Here is a 14,810-nt window from a genome sequence, read left to right as displayed (position 1 = left end):
CTGCGCGTGCGCCCTCGGGCGTCGCGTCACGGTGCTCGTCGGAGGGCCACGGCGCCGGGCCGGCCGCGTGGCGTCAGCGCGGCGCGAGCGCGTCCGTGCGGACGGCACGCAGAGCACGGTCGACGGTCTGCCGGTTCTCGCCGACCGGGGCCACGTAGTCGAGGACGTCGCGTGCGGCCGCTTCCCCGAGCGTCCGGGTGATCACCCAGGTGGCCAGGTACTGGGACGCCAGGCAGCCACCCGCTGTCGCGATGTTCCCCTCGGCGTGGAACGGCGCGTCCAGCACGGTGACGCCGCGGGCCTCGACGAACGGCCGGCTCTTCCTGTCCGTGCACGCCGGCATGCCCTCCAGCAGCCCCAGCCGGGCGAGCACCAGCGCGCCGGAGCACTGCGCGCCGATCAGCTGGCGCGAAGGGTCGAGCCGCAGCCGGGAGACCAGCTCGTCGTCGGCGACCACGTCCCGCGTCCGCACGCCACTGCCGATCAGCACGACGTCGGCCTCGGTCACGAACTCCATCGGGCGCTGCCCGGTCACCTCCACGCCGCTCATCGACCTGACCACCGGCGCCGGCGTCGTGACGAAGGCTTCCAGGCCGTCCTCACGGCACCGGTTGATCAGCGCGGAGGCGATGAAACTGTCGAGCTCGTTGAACCCGTCGAAGGTGACCACGGCTACCTGCATCACAACTCCCTCAAGAACGGCACGGACCCCAGTCTTGCCCAGCGCCCCTGATCCGCACCAGCCGCTCACGGGCCCGTTCCCGATCCCCGGCGCCGGGCTCCGGCAAGGGATGCGGGAGCTGTGAACCCCGGGCGAGCCGTCACGCGGACGAGGGGGACAGGGCGGCGCCCAACGAGCCCCCGCCCTCCGGGCCGTCGTCGGTGACGGCGGCGGGCGCCGGTGCCGGTACCGCTCCGGGACGGCGGTAGACGTACGGCGGTGCCTCGGGCCGGTCGCCGTCGGCCGGCTCCCGGACGAGGTGGTGGTCGGGGGAGAGTGCGCACGCCGGATCGGTGCGGGCGGCGTCGCCGGTGAGGGCGAACGCCTGGCAGCGGCAGCCGCCGAAGTCCTCCTCCTGGCGGGGACAGCCCCGGCAGGGGCCCGTCATCCAGTCGGTGCCGCGGAAGCGGTCGAAGGCCGGTGACCGCTCCCAGATCCAGGCGAGCCGGTGCTCGCGGACGTTGGGCGGGTCCAGGTCCGGCAGGGAGGCGGCCGCCGGGCAGGGCAGCACGGTCCCGTCCGGCGCGACGGTGAGCGAGACCGCTCCCCAGCCACCCATGCAAGGCTTGGCCACACCGTCGAAATAGTCGGGGACGACCCACACCAGGTCGATCCGCCCGGCGAGTTGCTCCCGGCGGCGCTCCACGGTCTCCCGGGCGCGGGCCAGCTGCTCCCGGGTGGGCAGCAGCGCGGCCCGGTTGAGCAGGCCCCAGCCGTAGAACTGCGCGTTGGCCAGCTCGACGCGGTCCGCACCCCAGGCCAGGCCGAGCTCGATGACGGCGTCGACGGTGTCGAGGTTGTCGCGGTGCAGCACGACGTTCAGCCCGAGCGGGATCCCGGCCCGCCGGACGAGCGCCGCGGCCCGCTCCTTCACGGCGAAGGAGGCGGGACGTCCGGCGATGCGGTCGTTGGCCCCCGGCTCGGCGTGCTGGACGGAGAGCTGGACACTGCGCAGCCCGGCCCCGGCGAGGGCGCCCAGCCGGGCCTCGTCCAGGCCGGTCCCGCTCGTGACGAGCTGTGTGTAGATCCCGGCGGCCTCGGCGGCGGCGACGATCCGCTCCAGGTCCGGGCGCAGCAGCGGCTCGCCGCCGGACAGGTGCGTGTGCACGACGCCCAGTTCACCGGCCTGACGCAGGACGTCCGTCCACTCGTCGGTGCTCAGCTCGGTGGAACGGCGGGCCAGCTCCAGCGGGTTCGAGCAGTACGGGCAGTGCAGCGGGCAGGCGTGGGTGAGCTCGGCGAGCAGGGCCCACGGGGGTGCGGGCGCCACGACGGACCCGGGGTTCACGGCGGTGGTCACGTCAGCCAGCCCTCCTGCCGCAGGCTGTCGAGGAAGGCGGGGACGGTGGCGGCCACCGGGGCACCGGGGAAGCGCTCGGCCAGCTCGCCGACGATCCCGGGCACGGTGCGGGTGCCGTCGCACAGGCCGACGACCATGCCGCCATGGCCTTCGAGAACGACCACGCGTTCCGGCAGGACCAGCAGGTCCGTGCCGCGCACGGCGTCGTGCCGCAGCATCAGCGCGGGGGCGAGCGCCGGGCACCACTGGTCCACGGTCCGCGGCGTCACACCCGCTCCCATGCGCCGTCCCGGTCGTGCGCCCGCTCCTCCTGCCCGGCGTGCCCGGGGCCTGCCGCGTACTGCTGTACGGCGTCGAGCAGGGACCACAGCACATCGCACTTGAAGGAGAGCGCGGCCACGGCCTTCTCCTGCTCCTCGCGGGTGCGGGCCCACTCCAGCACGAGGTCCAGCGCCTCGGCACTGTCGCGCCGGCCCTGGTCGACGCGGGCCCGGAAGTAGGCGAGCCCGTCCGGCGCGATCCAGGGGTAGTGGCGCTCGAACGCCTCGATGCGCAGGCGCATCAGGTCCGGAGCGGTCAGCTCGGTGAGCGAGGCGGCGACCGCCTCCAGGGTGGAGCGCAGGCGGCAGAAGTTGACGTAGCCCTCCACGGCGAGCCGGACGCCCGGCAGCACGGTCCCGCCCGACAGCATGGTCTCGCGGTCCACGCCGGCCGCTTCGCCGAGCCGCAGCCAGCGCTCGATGCCGCCCTCGCCCTCGACGCGTCCGTCGTGGTCCTCGATCCGCCGCAGCCACATGCGCCGCAGCCGCGACGAGTCCAGCTTCGCGACGATCAGCGCGTCCTTGACCGGGATGTGGCGCTGGTAGTGGAAGCGGTTGGTGATCCAGCAGCGCACCTCCTCCGGACTGAGGTCGCCCTCGTGCATACGGACGTTGAAGGGATGGCGGTCGTGGTAGCGGTGCTGGCCCACCGCGCGCAGGCGGTCCTCGAACTCGGCGCGGCTCCAGGGCCTCAGCGGCGGGGCGAGTGTCGTCGTCACAGCTCGATCACCATTCCGTCGTCGGCCACGTCGAGGCCCAGCCGGGCGAGCCGCTTGTGCTGCGGCGCGGCGGGGTCGACGAGGGGGTTCGTGTTGTTGAGGTGGGTGTAGAGACAGCGGGCGGACAGCCCGGCGAGGATGGCGGCGGTGCCACCCGGCCCGTCGATGGGCAGGTGCCCCATGCCCGTGGCGGTACGGGGGGAGATGCCGGTGCGGCGGGGCTCCTCGTCGTCCCAGAAGGTGCCGTCGACGATGACGCAGTCGGCCTCGGCGGCGGCGCGGTGCAGTGCGTCGGACCAGGCGGCCACGGCCGGGGCGTACAGGACGGTCCCGCCGGTGGCGGGGTCGTACAGGCGCAGCGCGACGACCCAGGTGTCGTCACCGGGGGCGTCGGCGGCGTAGCGCGGGCGCTTGCCGGAGACGGGTACGGCGCTGATCCGCACGCCGGATCCGGCCGGCACGCCCGCGTCGGCGTGCAGCGGCTGTGTATCCCCGCACCGCAGCTCCCGCCACGTCAGTTCGGTGTACGGGGCGAGGACCGCGCCGAGGCGCAGGCGGCCGTCGACCGCCTCGCGGACCGGGGCGGTGGCGAGGATCTCCACGCCGTCCGCCTCGCGCAGCCGCCCGATCCCCAGCGTGTGGTCGAGTTCGGCGTCGGTGAGCACGACCCCGGCGACCGGTGTCTGCCGGGGCCCGGGCCCGGGGTGGAGGACCGGGTGGGCCTCGATCTGGTCGCCGATGTCGGGGGTGGCGTTGACGAGGTACCAGCGGCCCTCGTCGGCACGGACGGCCAGCGAGGCGTGTCGGCGGCGCCGCCCGGGGTGGGCGCGTGCCCCGGAGCACCCGGGGCACGCGCAGTTCCACTGGGGGATGCCGCCGCCGGCCGCGGTACCGAGCACCTGCAGCAGCATGACGGCGGTTAGCGGACGCTGAGGGAGTAGGCGGTGACCTCCAGCGCGGTGTCGACGACCACGTATCCGGGGGCCTGCCAGGCGGTCCGGTCGATCTCCTCGGTCGTGCGGGCGGGCTGCTCGACCTGCTCGACGGCTTCGGTCATGGGGCGTACCTTCCTTTCTGCGAGGGGGTGTTGCCCTCCCGGGCGGGAGGGAGCCTTCGGTCGACCGTCGTCACTTGATGGTCACCTTGAGGAGCAGGTCCTTGTCGATGCCGCGGTCACTCGTGCCCAGCCACAGCTGGTCCGCGCCGGGGACCTTGACCAGTGCCCGCAACCGCCCGTAGGCGCCGTTGTAGTAGGCCGTCGCCCGTCCGACGTCCTGGCCGGTGGAGTCGATCGGCACCCGCCACAGCCGGTGGCCGCTCAGCGTGGAGGCGTAGATCACGTCGTTGACGATCGCGATCTGGGCGGGCACGCCTCCCTCGTTCGGGTCCCAGACCATCTTCGGATCGGTCATCCCCCCGGTGCGGCAGGCACCCTCGCAGGTGGGCCAGCCGTAGTTCCGGCCCGGCTTGACGAGGTTGAGCTCGTCCCAGGTGTCCAGGCCGATCTCGGTCGACCACAGCCGTCCGGCGCGGTCCCAGGCCAGCCCCTGGGGATTGCGGTGGCCGTAGCTGTAGACGCGTGTCCCGAACGGGTTCCCGGGGGCCGCGGCACCGTTCTTGGTGATCCGCAGGATCTTTCCGTTGAGTGACTTCTTGTCCTGGGCCAGACGGCCCTTCTGGGCGTCACCGGTGGCGACGTACAGATATCCGTCGGGCCCGAAGGCGATCTGTCCGCCGTTGTGCTGGGTGTCCCGGACGATTCCGGTCAGGACGGGGGTGTAGTTGCTCAGCCGGGTGCCGTCGAACTTCATCTTGACCACACGGTTGTCCTTGGCCGTGGTCTCCATGAAGAACACGTCCTTGTCGGTGGTCCCGTTCCAGGTCGGTGACGTGGCGACACCCAGCAGACCGCCCTTGTCCTGCGTCTGCTCGCTCCACACCGCGTTCGGCACCGTGCCGACCTTCTTCTTGGCGCCGTCCAGGGCGACCTGCCAGACCGCGGCCGTGTCGCGTTCCGTCACCAGCGCCGCGTTGCGGCCCCGGAGGAACGAGATCCCCCAGGGGGTCGTCAGACCGCCCGTGAGCTTGCTGATCCCTGACGGCGCGCCACCCGCGCGGAAGGGGGCGGTTCCGGCGGCCGTCGCGGACTGCCCGGACACGCCGAGTGCGGTGACGGCGGCGACGGCGGTGAGCGCGGCCATGCCCGGACGGACCCGATGCAGCGCCGCATGCGCCAAGCGTGACATCCTGATGCCTTTCATGTCGTGGCGCGGCCGCGTGATTCCGGACGGAACGACGCGGCCGACTGCGATACGAGGGGGGTGCTCACTGCTGCGCCGCACCGTGGTGAACCCGGTGAGAAGGGCGGGGTCCGGAGCGTGGCGATGACTCCTTTCCGGACTGTCAGCGCCCCCTGAAGCGATGGCCACCGGAATCGGGTCCGTGTTGCTGACGGACCGTTTCCCGGCGTCGGGACTGCGGATATCAGTGAGCTTGCGCGCCGACGCGTCCGCCGCCGGTCATCGGCGCCGGGAAGTCCCTCCCACGGGTGACCCGCCGCTGCGCGGATGGGCGCGCGGGGAGTGCACCGGATCAGGGGGGCTTCTGCTGCGGGGAGGAGCAGCCCGCCTGGCCGGTGTCGAGCGGCGTCGGGGTGGCCGGGGTGGCGGGAGTCGTCGCGGGGCTGGGCTCGGGCGGCGTCGCCGGCTGCGGCGCGGGGGTGGTGGCGGGACTCGGTTCGGGTGCCGACGCCGGGCTCGGGCTCGGCGCGAGGCACGGGGGCGGGGCAGGCGGGGTGGACGGGGTGGACACGGGCGAGTCGGCCGGGCCGTAGGTGTCGACGCAGTCGACGAACCGCACGAAGGGCACCTGCCCCGTGCCCGCGGTGACCGCGAAGTCATGTGCCGTGTGGCTGCGGAGCAGGCACATGTCGTAGCGGGCGAGGACCGGGAGGGGGTCCGGCGCGGAGGCCGGCCGGTACTCGTGGCGGCCCACCAGCTGGCAGGAGTCGTAGCGGATCAGCGGCCCGCGCGGGCCCACGTCGTAGCGGTGCGGGCGGACCTCGGCGGAGAAGTCCCTGTAGGCGAGGCCGGTGTCGTCGCAGTCGCTGAAGTGGACCGTGCCGCCGTTCCACACGCAGTCGATGACGACCACGTCGGGGTTGCGCACCTCGAACCGGATGTCCTGGGCGTGGAACCGCTGCACCGAATCGTGGTGCTGGGCCCCGGGGAAGCGGAAGAACGTGCTGGTGGTGCCGTACTCCGGGGTGCTCTGCGGACGTCTGCCCGTGATGATGTACGAGCCGCCCCGGCAGGCGATGGAGCCGCCGTAGGGGAACTCCAGGAAGTTGCCCCACTCGTATTCGACCTTCATGTCGGTGAACCAGTAGTTGAGGAACTGGTCCTGGTCGTTCGGCTCCTGCTGCCCGTCCCGCGTCAGCCCGGAGTACAGGAACGCCCGGCGGTAGCGGCCACCGACCCGGCACGCCTCCCACCGCATCTCCGAGTTGGTGTCGGTGCCGCTCAGGACGAGCCCGTACTCCCATTCCCCCATCCACTCGCACTCGGAGAACCGGTAGTCCTGCGCCTGCCCGGTCGAGTACGAGTCGAAGAAGGAGGCGCCCGGTGTGGTCGAGCGGAACTGCATGCGTTCGAAGGAGAGGTTGGACCAGACGTCCTCGTTGCGGCAGAGGAAGGAGCCGGGGCCGGTGCCGGGACGGAAGACGAGACTGGTCATGCGCCTGCCCGCACCGGAGAACCGGAGCCCGCTCGCGGGCCGCGGCGGAGCGACACCGTTCAGCAGTGCGTGCGGACGGGTGATCAGGAACTCACCGGCGGGGATCTCGACCACCACGCGGCCGACTCCCCCCGAGACCCGTGCGGCGGCGAACGTGTAGGCGGTCTCGAAGGCTTCGGTGTCGTCGGTGCGCCCGTCGCCCACCGCCCCCAGATCGGCCACGTTGACCACGGTGTCCGGATCGGTGGAGGGACGCGGAACGGCGGACGCGTCGCGGGCCGACAGGGCCGTCGCGGCCAGCGCCGAGGCGCCGCCACGCAGAAACCGCCGACGGCTGAGACGGGACCTGGATACATCCCGTTCTGTCATAATCCCCTTCTTTCCAGCCGATAGGGAGCCAAATGACCGGGTTCATCGAGATGCTCAGGCACATGTCGGCCGCGCAGAAGCCGGCGAAGGGCGTGTCGGTCTACACCCTGTTCGTCAACCGTCCGGCCGGCCGCGTCCTGGCCGCCCTGGCCTACCGCGTCGGTGCGACCCCCAATCAGCTGACGGCTCTCGGCGCCCTGTTCACGTTTCCCGCCCTGGCCGCCGTGGCCCTGGTGCGGCCCGGCCCGGGACTGTCGGTGGGCGTCTGTGCGGCCCTGGCCGTGGGGTTCGCCCTCGACGCGGCGGACGGTCAGCTCGCCCGCACACAGCGCTCGGGAAGCCCGTCCGGCGAGTGGCTGGACCATGTGCTGGACTGCGTCAAACTGGTCGCGGTGCACCTGGTCGTCCTGGTGTCGTTCTACCGGTTCTTCTCCCTGCCCGACCCGCTCTTCCTGCTGGCTCCGCTGCTGTTCGAGCTGGCGGCTGTGGTGATCTTCTTCGCCGGCATCCTGACCGAGCAGCTCAAGCGGCGGACGCAGGCCCCGGCGCCGGCGGCGCCCGCGCCCGCGCTGCGATCCCTGCTGCTCCTGCCGGTGGACTACGGAGTCACCTGCCTCAGCTTCCTATTCCTGGGCAGCCAGCACGTCTTCCTTTCCGTTTACTGCGCATTGCTGCTGGCCCACCTCCTGTTCATGGCGGCCTTCCTGGTCAAGTGGTTCCGCGAGCTGCGCTGACAGCTTCTCCCGCGACGTGGGCTGGGCGAGCAGCTCCAGGGAACCGCGCAGCAGTGTGCTGGAGGTGTGCACGGTGTAGGGGAAGTAGACGACTTCGACACCGACCTGCGCGAAACGCCGTTCCAAGGACTGCCACTTGGGCGTGCCCCGCCAGTCGTCCCCCTTGAAGATGACGTGGAAACCGATCCTCCGCCACGTCGCCAGCTTGTCCTCCTCCGACTCGACGACGGCCACGTCGACGCAGCGCAGGTCGCTGACGATCTCCAGGCGCTCGGCCAGCGGGACGACCGGCGACCGGCCCTTGAGGCGCACGACCAGGTCGTCGCTGGCGACTCCCGCGATGAGGCGGTCACAGTGCAGGCGTGCCCTGCGCAGGATGTTGAGGTGGCCGATGTGGAACAGGTCGTAGACGCCGGGCGCGAATCCCACTCGGGTCAGCTCCATGGGGCACCCGCCGCTTTGTCCGTCGCCCGCGCGGGCACGGTCACATGCAACGGCGGCGACTTCCGGGAGGTGTTCGTCCCGTCCGTCACCTCGATCCGGTACTGGTGACGGGTGCCGGCGCCCACGGAGTCGGTGTGGCTCATCGACGGGCGGTCCCAGTAGGTCGATGACCGCTGCTGCCGGGAGATCAGCCGGCCGTCCCGGTAGAGCCGGTAGGTGAGCGACGCGTCGTCCCGGTCCCACGAGGCCTTCCAGCGCAGGGTGACCCGTCCGGGGCGCTCCACGGAGAGCGAGAGGGCGGGAACCGCCGGTGCCCCGGTGTCGGGGCCGGCGCCGAAGCGGGTGAGGGCCTGCTGGGGCTCGCCGTTGACCCGGGTGAACTCGCCGCCCACCCACAGGACGCCACGGGCGACCGTCAGCGCCCGGGGTCCGACCTGTTCCCCCGTCCCTTCGTCGGTGTCGGGGAACCAGTGCAGGATCCTGCTGTCCCGGGGCGACTGGGCCAGCAGGTGCTGCCGGTCCTGCCGCTCCGGGAACCCGCCCGGCGTCTCATGGCAGTCGTGCGCGTGCGAGGCGCTGTAGAGGACGCCCCTGTAGGGCAGGACGGCCTGGGTGGCGCCGCGGCAGGTGTCCTTCCAGACCATGCGGTCGTTGTCGAGGCGGCCCGCGATACGGCCGTCGAAGACGCCCTCGCCGTGGCCCTCGGCCCCCACGTAGAACAGGGTGCCGTCCTGCGCGATCGACTTCACCGACGACCGGGGCGGCAGCCAGTGCGGGAAGGCGTGCTCGGTCGCCCCGCTGGTGGAGTTCAGGGCGACCAGCGAGCGGGCCGAGCGGCCGTTGACCCGCTCGAAGTCACCGCCGGCGTAGATCTTGTCGTGCGAGGGCACCACCGACAGCGCGCGCACCGGAGCGTCGACGTCGGCCCGGAACGGCCGCAGGTCACCCTGAGGGGTGAAGGCGGCGATGTGCTGCCGGGTCCGGCCGTCGACCTGGCGGAAGTCACCGCCGAGATAGACCGTCCGGTCAGTGACGTCGATCGCCCGGACGGTCGCGGACACCGCCGGCCGGAAATCCCTGCGCACGGAGCAGTCGGCCGTGTCCAGGGCGACGGCGCTCGCCACGCCGGTGGACCCGACACGGCTGAAGGAGCCGCCCACGTACAGCACCCGGCCGTCCGGTGAGGTCTTGAGCGCGCGGACCGTCCCCTCGCCCCCGGTGAACGACGGCGCGCACGGCAGCAGGGCGCCGGTCACCGCGTCGAACGCGGCGAAGTTGCGACGCGGGACCTCCCCGTCACCCGGCCTGGCGCCCGGCGGCCGCACCGAGTCGAAGGTCCCCCCGACATAGACGACACCGTGCGCGGAGGCCAGTGACCAGACGATGCCGTTCGTCTGCCACGTGGTCAGCGGGTCGGCGGTGAACGATGTCCTGGGCTCGCCGGCGGCCGTGGCGGGAGCGGGTTGGAGCAGGGCGGCGGAGCACAGGAGCGTGGCGGCGACAGCACTGGTGGCCGCCCTCGACGGGAGATTTCTCAGGCGCAAAGGACACCCCGGATGGCAGTGGTGTGGGCGACACGCGGGGAATGACACGGGGCCCGCCGCACTCGGACCGCACACCCTTGCCCGGGCTCATGCGGCGCGACGGCGCAGGACTCCGACCAGCTCACTCACTCCCAGCGGCCTGCGATACCACCACAAAGTAGTACCAAACGCACACAATCCCAACGTCATCCCGGCGGCGAGTCCTGACGTGGTGTCACCTCCCAGTGAGCGCACGGCGCCCAGCACCACCGAGACGGCGAGTCCGGTACCGAGGGCGGTGGTGTAGCCCCGGTCCACGGTCGTGAAGCCGAGGCGCCGCCGGATGAGCAGGGCGGCCGAGAGGTTCTCCACCACGATCGCCGCGCCCCACGACACGGCGGCCCCGACGACGCCCCACCGCGGCACGGCGAGCAGGCCCACCGTCAACTGCACCGTGAACGCCGCCGCGGTGACGGCCAGGTGCCAGGAACTCCTGCCGGACATCAGCAGCACGGTCTGGGCGTTGCCGACCGCCACGTTGACCATCGAGGCCAGGCACAGCACGACCAGGGCGGGCGCTCCGCGGACGAACTCCGGGCCGAAGACCGACAGCACGGTCCGCGGGAAGGCGGCGACGAGGACGAACAGCGGCCAGGAGAAGAGCACGATCCAGCAGGTCGAGACCCGGTGCAGGTGGCGCGCCTCGGCGACCTGGTCGACGGCGAGGAGCCTGCTGATCTGGGGTGCCACGGCGAGCCGGACGGCCAGTTGCAGCAGGGTGCCCGCGGTGACGACGCGGCCGATGGCGGTGTAGACGCCCGCCTCGGCGCCGCTGGCCAGCGCGGACAGCAGGAGGACGCCGACCCAGACCGCGCTGATGTCGAAGACGGACGAGATCGCGCGGGGTGCCGCGAAGCTCCAGAAGGCGCGCCAGGGAACGGCCCCGCGCACGGCCGGCCGCGCGGTGCCGCGGACGGCGCGGCAGCGGCGCAGGGCCGGCCAGGCGGCCAGGGTGCCGGCCAGCGCGGGCAGCAACCAGGCCGCGGCCAGGGGGAGCAGGCCCGGCACACAGGCGGCCACCGGTACGGCGATCAGCACGCGCAGCACCGGCTTGCCGACCTGTTCCACGCCGACGAACGGCACCACGGTGCCGTGGCCCTGGGTGGCGCCGAGCAGGACCAGTCCGACGGTGGCGACGGGCAGGAACAGCCCGAAGAGGCGGACCAGGGCGACCGCGTCGGCCGGCGGCAGGTGCGGCAGGAGCGCGGTGGCCACCGCCGGGCACAGCAGCAGGGGCAGGGCGGCCGCCGTACTGGCCGCGGCCGCGGGTGCGACGGCCGCGCGCAGCAGACCGCCCACCGAGCGGCCGCCGCCCACCGCGATGTCGCGCGAGACCAGACGGACGAGCCCGGTGTCGGCGCCGAGCTTGCAGGTGTTGCTGAGGATGGTGAACAGGGCCACGCCCGTGAAGACCGAACCCGCGCCCTGCGCTCCCAGGGCGCGGGTGATCAGGCCGACGAAGACGAAGGCGAAGACGGCGTTCGTGGCGGAACCCGCCACACCCCACCACCCGCCCCGCGCGGCGGCGGCGACGCTGTTGGCGGCGGGGGTGGCGGCGGTCGCTTCCGGGGCGGTCATCCGCGGGAGACCGAGAGCGTGTCGTCCTGCGCCGGGAGCTCCACGACCGGCGTGGCGGTCTCCGCCTCCGGGCGGCGCGCGGGGCGGCGGCGCAGGACGGCACGGAGGCGTCCGCGCCGGCGGCCGGCGTCGAGCACGACGCCGAGGAGCGTTCCGCCGGAGCAGCCGACCAGCTCGTGCACCCGCCTGAGGTCGTCCCGCCGGGTGGTGCCGAGGCCGGCGACCAGCAGGACGCCGTCGACACGGTGGGCGAGGGCCAGGGCGTCGGCGTGCTCCAGGACCGGCCGGGTGACGACGACCGTGGTGCGGGAGTCGGACCCGGCCGGCAGCCGGTGGACGGCGGCGGACCCGCCCGCCCGGTCGGGGGAACCGGTGCCGCCGCAGGCGCAGCAGGCGAACCGCCCGGCGGTCCCGGCGTCGACGAGGCGGCTCCCGGCGGGCAGGGAGGAGGCGTCATCGACCGGGCGGGCGTCGTCCGGCAGCAGCGGCAGCCGGGCCGTGAGGGCGGCCGTGCCGGGGTCGGCGTCCACGAGCAGCACCTCGTCGCCGCACTCTGCGAGGGCCGCGGCCAGATTCACCGCGACCTCCTCGGTGGCGGCGCCGCGCCGGGGGGAGACGACGAGGAGCCGGCCGGTGCCGGCGGGCAGACCGGTCCCGCGCAGGCGGTAGGCGAGGGCGCGCAGGGTCTCGGCCCGGTCACCGCCCTGGCGGCCCACCGCCGGCAGGTCGTCGTCCTCGGCGTGCCCGGGGGGCAGCAGGCCGAGCACCGGGGTGCGCAGCGCGGCCCGGGCCTCGTCGGCCGACCGGACCCGGGTGTCGAGGGCGGAGCGCAGCCAGGCCAGCAGGATGCCGAGGGCCAGACCGCCCGCCAGTCCGAGCGCGAGCAGGGCCGGCAAGCCGGGCACCGAGGGACGGGCGGGCGCCTCGCCCCGGCGGACGATGTCGCCTCCTTCGGTGTCCCGGGAGTTGATGTCGACGACGCGCTTGTGCAGCGTGTCGAGCTGGCTCTGCAGGGCCTTGGCGGCGTCGTCGTCCTCCGTCTCCTTCTTCTGGGCCGCCTCCACCGTCTTGATCTGCTGCTCCACGCCGCGGGTGGCCCGCAGGGCGGCGGCTTCGTTGCGCGCCTTGCGGTCGGCCAGATACGCCTCGGCGAAGGCGTTGGCGCCGCGCGCCGCGCGCTTCGGGGTGCGGGCGGTGAACTCGAAGCGCAGCACCTGGGACTTCGCCTGGTTGGTGATCCGCAGATCGTCCTCCAGCGCGGCCGCCGTGCCGGCGGCCTGGCCCATGAGGCGTGCCGCGCGGACGGCGACCGCGGTGCTGGCGGCGATCTGCTGCTCGGTGCCCATGCTGACCTGGCTGTCGGCGGCCACACTGACCGTGCCGAAGGGATCGGCGGTGGAGCGTACGAGGACTTCGCTGGTGGAGGTGTAGGTATGGGCGCCGGAGAGGGCCAGGGCGGCGCCGCCGAGCAGTCCCAGGACGATACCGAGGGCGATGACGACGCGGTGGCGCAGGAGCCGGCGGAGCTGGTCGCGTAGCTGGTCCGGCTCGTCGTACCGGTCGTAGAGGTGGATGGGGCCGGTCACGGGTGCCCTCCTGTTCCGGGGAGCGGTGCGGGGCGGATGGGTGCGGTCGGCGGCGCCGACGGGACGAGCCGGGCCGCGCGGGCGCCGGGGGCGGTGACGAGCAACGGAACGGTCACCAGCAGCGTCAGCGGGCCGACGATCCCCAGCAGGCTGCCGCGCAGGAAGACGATCTGGTAGAAGGCGAACGCCGGGACCAGGAACGTCGCGAGGGCGCCCGCCCGGTCGCGGAGCCGGTGGCGTACGTCGTCCATGCGCCGGCCGGCCGCGCCGAGCAGGAAGAACACGGCGGCCACGGCGGGCGGGCCGGCCCACAGGTAACTCTCGATCCACAGCGGGGCGGAGAGGTTGAGGAAGTCGTAGCCGGCGTACCGGGCCAGGGTGATGCCGGTGTCCCCCGGCTTGTCCGGCCACAGCGAGCGGGGCACCGGGAACAGCACGGGACCCAGGACGCCCTGCGGTGAGAACCCCTCGTCCCGCGCCATGTCGATGCCGGTCTGCACCTGCTGGAACGCGTCGTAGTCGCCGTTGGCGGTGAACTGCGCGGACAGGGAGACGACGGTGAACTGCTCACGGTCGCTGTAGCGGAAGTAGTCGCTGTACGGGAAGAGCAGCAGCACGGTCGCCATGAGGGTGGCCGCGATGACGCGGAAGGCGCGGGGCCGGCTCAGCCGGGGAACGGCGAACAGCAGGGTCAGCAGGACCGTGCCGAACCAGAACCGCGGTTTGCTGACGGGGTTGTTGACGACGACGTTCAGTGCGAGGAGCAGCGGCAGCAGCAGCCGGCGGATGCCGCGCAGCAGACGGTCGCCGCCGGGCACGCGCGGTACGTACAGCAGGCCCAGCAGCGCCCAGAACGCGGGCACGGACAGGGACCAGCTGCGCAGGGCCGACAGGAACGCGTCGTCCGAGCCGTCGGCGAAGCCCGCCTCGCGCAGCGCCTGACGGCTCGTGAAGTAGGCGCTGAAACCGCCCGGTTGACCGGGGACGAGCAGCGCCGCCAGGGCCAGGGCGAGCCCGCACAGCGACAGCAGGCGCCAGGGCGCGAGACGGCGGGACAACAGCCGTTCCACCGGCCCCGGCGAGCGGGCGGCGGACCCGGCCGCCGTACGGGTGCGCTCCCGGCGGGCGGCGACGGCGGCTCCCGCACTGTGGGCGAGGAGCCCGAGTTCGACGACGGCCACGGCCGTGAGGGCGGTGCCCCGGCCGGTCCGGTAGGCCCAGGGGTAGGTGTCGGTGGCGAGCTGCGCCAGGGGCGCGAGGCCGAGCCAGATGTAGGCGAAGACCCAGAAACCGAGGGCGGTGAGCCGCACCGTCGTCCCGGTGAGCACACGGATGAGGGCCACACCGGTGTGTCCCAGCACCACCCCCTGCACGGCCAGCGGGACCGACAGGTGCGCGCCGTCCGACTGGAGGACCAGCCCCGGCAGCAGGACCAGCAGCGCCACGGCCCAGAGGGAGACCGCGGCCACGCTGCGGACGGGAGCCTCGCGCCACCGAAGGTCTTCACCAGTCGGGTATTTCGCCTGAAAGCTCATCAACAGGGTTATAGCGCTCGTACACCATGAAGCCGTACAGGCGCGCGCGAGTCCGGGAGCCGCCCGCGGCCGTCCGCTCGGCACCGTCATCGGGTGACGTGAGGAGGCCGGTCGGCGTGCCATTTGCCGAAAATCAGGACAAATGTGCGTTGCTTTATCGCGCCAGGTCATCCGATCTTCGGACAG

Annotated in this window: 13 protein-coding genes and 1 pseudogene; 1 reads left to right on the top strand and 13 read right to left on the bottom strand. The window is 73.0% G+C overall.

All coding sequences use genetic code 11. From position 1 onward, the window contains the following. Window positions 1–73: 73 nt before the first annotated feature. The 8 genes from ACH4LD_RS37830 to ACH4LD_RS37795 all read right to left on the bottom strand — a co-directional run bounded on the left by ACH4LD_RS37830 (window position 74) and on the right by ACH4LD_RS37795 (window position 7,164). Window positions 74–682 carry a DJ-1/PfpI family protein gene (locus tag ACH4LD_RS37830; RefSeq protein WP_103815003.1) on the bottom strand — a complete coding sequence of 203 codons (609 nt, stop codon included), beginning with the start codon at window positions 680–682 and terminating at the stop codon, window positions 74–76. Between the two features lie 139 nt (window positions 683–821). Continuing rightward, window positions 822–2,021, bottom strand: a complete 1,200-nt coding sequence (pqqE, locus tag ACH4LD_RS37825; RefSeq protein ID WP_398058364.1) for a pyrroloquinoline quinone biosynthesis protein PqqE — start codon at window positions 2,019–2,021, stop codon at window positions 822–824. Further along, window positions 2,018–2,290: a pyrroloquinoline quinone biosynthesis peptide chaperone PqqD gene (gene pqqD / locus ACH4LD_RS37820; protein WP_398058363.1), complete on the bottom strand. Its 273-nt coding sequence runs from the start codon at window positions 2,288–2,290 to the stop codon at window positions 2,018–2,020. The genes pqqE and pqqD overlap by 4 nt, the downstream gene beginning before the upstream one ends. Further along, window positions 2,287–3,060 (bottom strand): pyrroloquinoline-quinone synthase PqqC, encoded by a 774-nt coding sequence (pqqC, locus tag ACH4LD_RS37815; RefSeq protein ID WP_398058362.1) that lies wholly within the window; start codon window positions 3,058–3,060, stop codon window positions 2,287–2,289. The genes pqqD and pqqC overlap by 4 nt, the downstream gene beginning before the upstream one ends. Continuing rightward, a complete protein-coding gene (gene pqqB, locus ACH4LD_RS37810) occupies window positions 3,057–3,971 on the bottom strand; it encodes a pyrroloquinoline quinone biosynthesis protein PqqB (RefSeq protein ID WP_398058361.1) in 915 nt (304 codons plus the stop codon). Before pqqB ends, pqqC begins: the two co-directional genes overlap by 4 nt. Before the next feature lie 8 nt (window positions 3,972–3,979). Beyond that, window positions 3,980–4,117 carry a pyrroloquinoline quinone precursor peptide PqqA gene (gene pqqA / locus ACH4LD_RS37805; protein ID WP_132789173.1) on the bottom strand — a complete coding sequence of 46 codons (138 nt, stop codon included), beginning with the start codon at window positions 4,115–4,117 and terminating at the stop codon, window positions 3,980–3,982. Window positions 4,118–4,187: 70 nt separating this feature from the next. Beyond that, a complete protein-coding gene (locus ACH4LD_RS37800) occupies window positions 4,188–5,261 on the bottom strand; it encodes a PQQ-dependent sugar dehydrogenase (RefSeq protein WP_398058360.1) in 1,074 nt (357 codons plus the stop codon). A 391-nt stretch (window positions 5,262–5,652) separates the two neighbouring features. Continuing rightward, on the bottom strand, window positions 5,653–7,164 hold the full coding sequence (locus ACH4LD_RS37795; protein ID WP_398058359.1) for a glycosyl hydrolase family 28-related protein: 1,512 nt from the start codon (window positions 7,162–7,164) through the stop codon (window positions 5,653–5,655). A gap of 32 nt (window positions 7,165–7,196) precedes the next feature. Between ACH4LD_RS37795 and ACH4LD_RS37790 the strand changes: the two genes are divergently transcribed. Beyond that, complete coding sequence (locus ACH4LD_RS37790) at window positions 7,197–7,898, top strand: CDP-alcohol phosphatidyltransferase family protein (RefSeq protein WP_398058358.1); 702 nt, start codon at window positions 7,197–7,199, stop codon at window positions 7,896–7,898. Between the two features lie 27 nt (window positions 7,899–7,925). Here the strand turns inward: ACH4LD_RS37790 and ACH4LD_RS37785 are convergent. The 5 genes and pseudogenes from ACH4LD_RS37785 to ACH4LD_RS37765 form a co-directional block, all read right to left on the bottom strand. Continuing rightward, a pseudogene (locus ACH4LD_RS37785) lies at window positions 7,926–8,342 on the bottom strand (adenylyltransferase/cytidyltransferase family protein); the annotation flags it as partial. Next, window positions 8,333–9,886 carry a fibronectin type III domain-containing protein gene (locus ACH4LD_RS37780; RefSeq protein ID WP_398058357.1) on the bottom strand — a complete coding sequence of 518 codons (1,554 nt, stop codon included), beginning with the start codon at window positions 9,884–9,886 and terminating at the stop codon, window positions 8,333–8,335. The gene ACH4LD_RS37780 and the pseudogene ACH4LD_RS37785, both read right to left, overlap by 10 nt. A gap of 87 nt (window positions 9,887–9,973) precedes the next feature. After that, entirely contained in the window at window positions 9,974–11,503 is a 1,530-nt protein-coding gene (locus ACH4LD_RS37775) for a lipopolysaccharide biosynthesis protein (RefSeq protein WP_398058356.1), read from the bottom strand. Next, window positions 11,500–13,089, bottom strand: coding sequence for a hypothetical protein (locus tag ACH4LD_RS37770; RefSeq protein WP_398058355.1), 1,590 nt, complete (start codon window positions 13,087–13,089; stop codon window positions 11,500–11,502). Before ACH4LD_RS37770 ends, ACH4LD_RS37775 begins: the two co-directional genes overlap by 4 nt. Further along, complete coding sequence (locus ACH4LD_RS37765; protein ID WP_398058354.1) at window positions 13,086–14,558, bottom strand: hypothetical protein; 1,473 nt, start codon at window positions 14,556–14,558, stop codon at window positions 13,086–13,088. Before ACH4LD_RS37765 ends, ACH4LD_RS37770 begins: the two co-directional genes overlap by 4 nt. Between the last annotated feature and the right edge of the window lie 252 nt (window positions 14,559–14,810).

This window comes from Streptomyces sp. NPDC017676 (assembly GCF_044329325.1).
In the GTDB taxonomy this organism is placed as follows: Bacteria; Actinomycetota; Actinomycetes; order Streptomycetales; family Streptomycetaceae; genus Streptomyces.
Note: the sequence above shows the minus strand (reverse complement) of the source record. Positions and strands in the feature narration are given on the sequence as shown.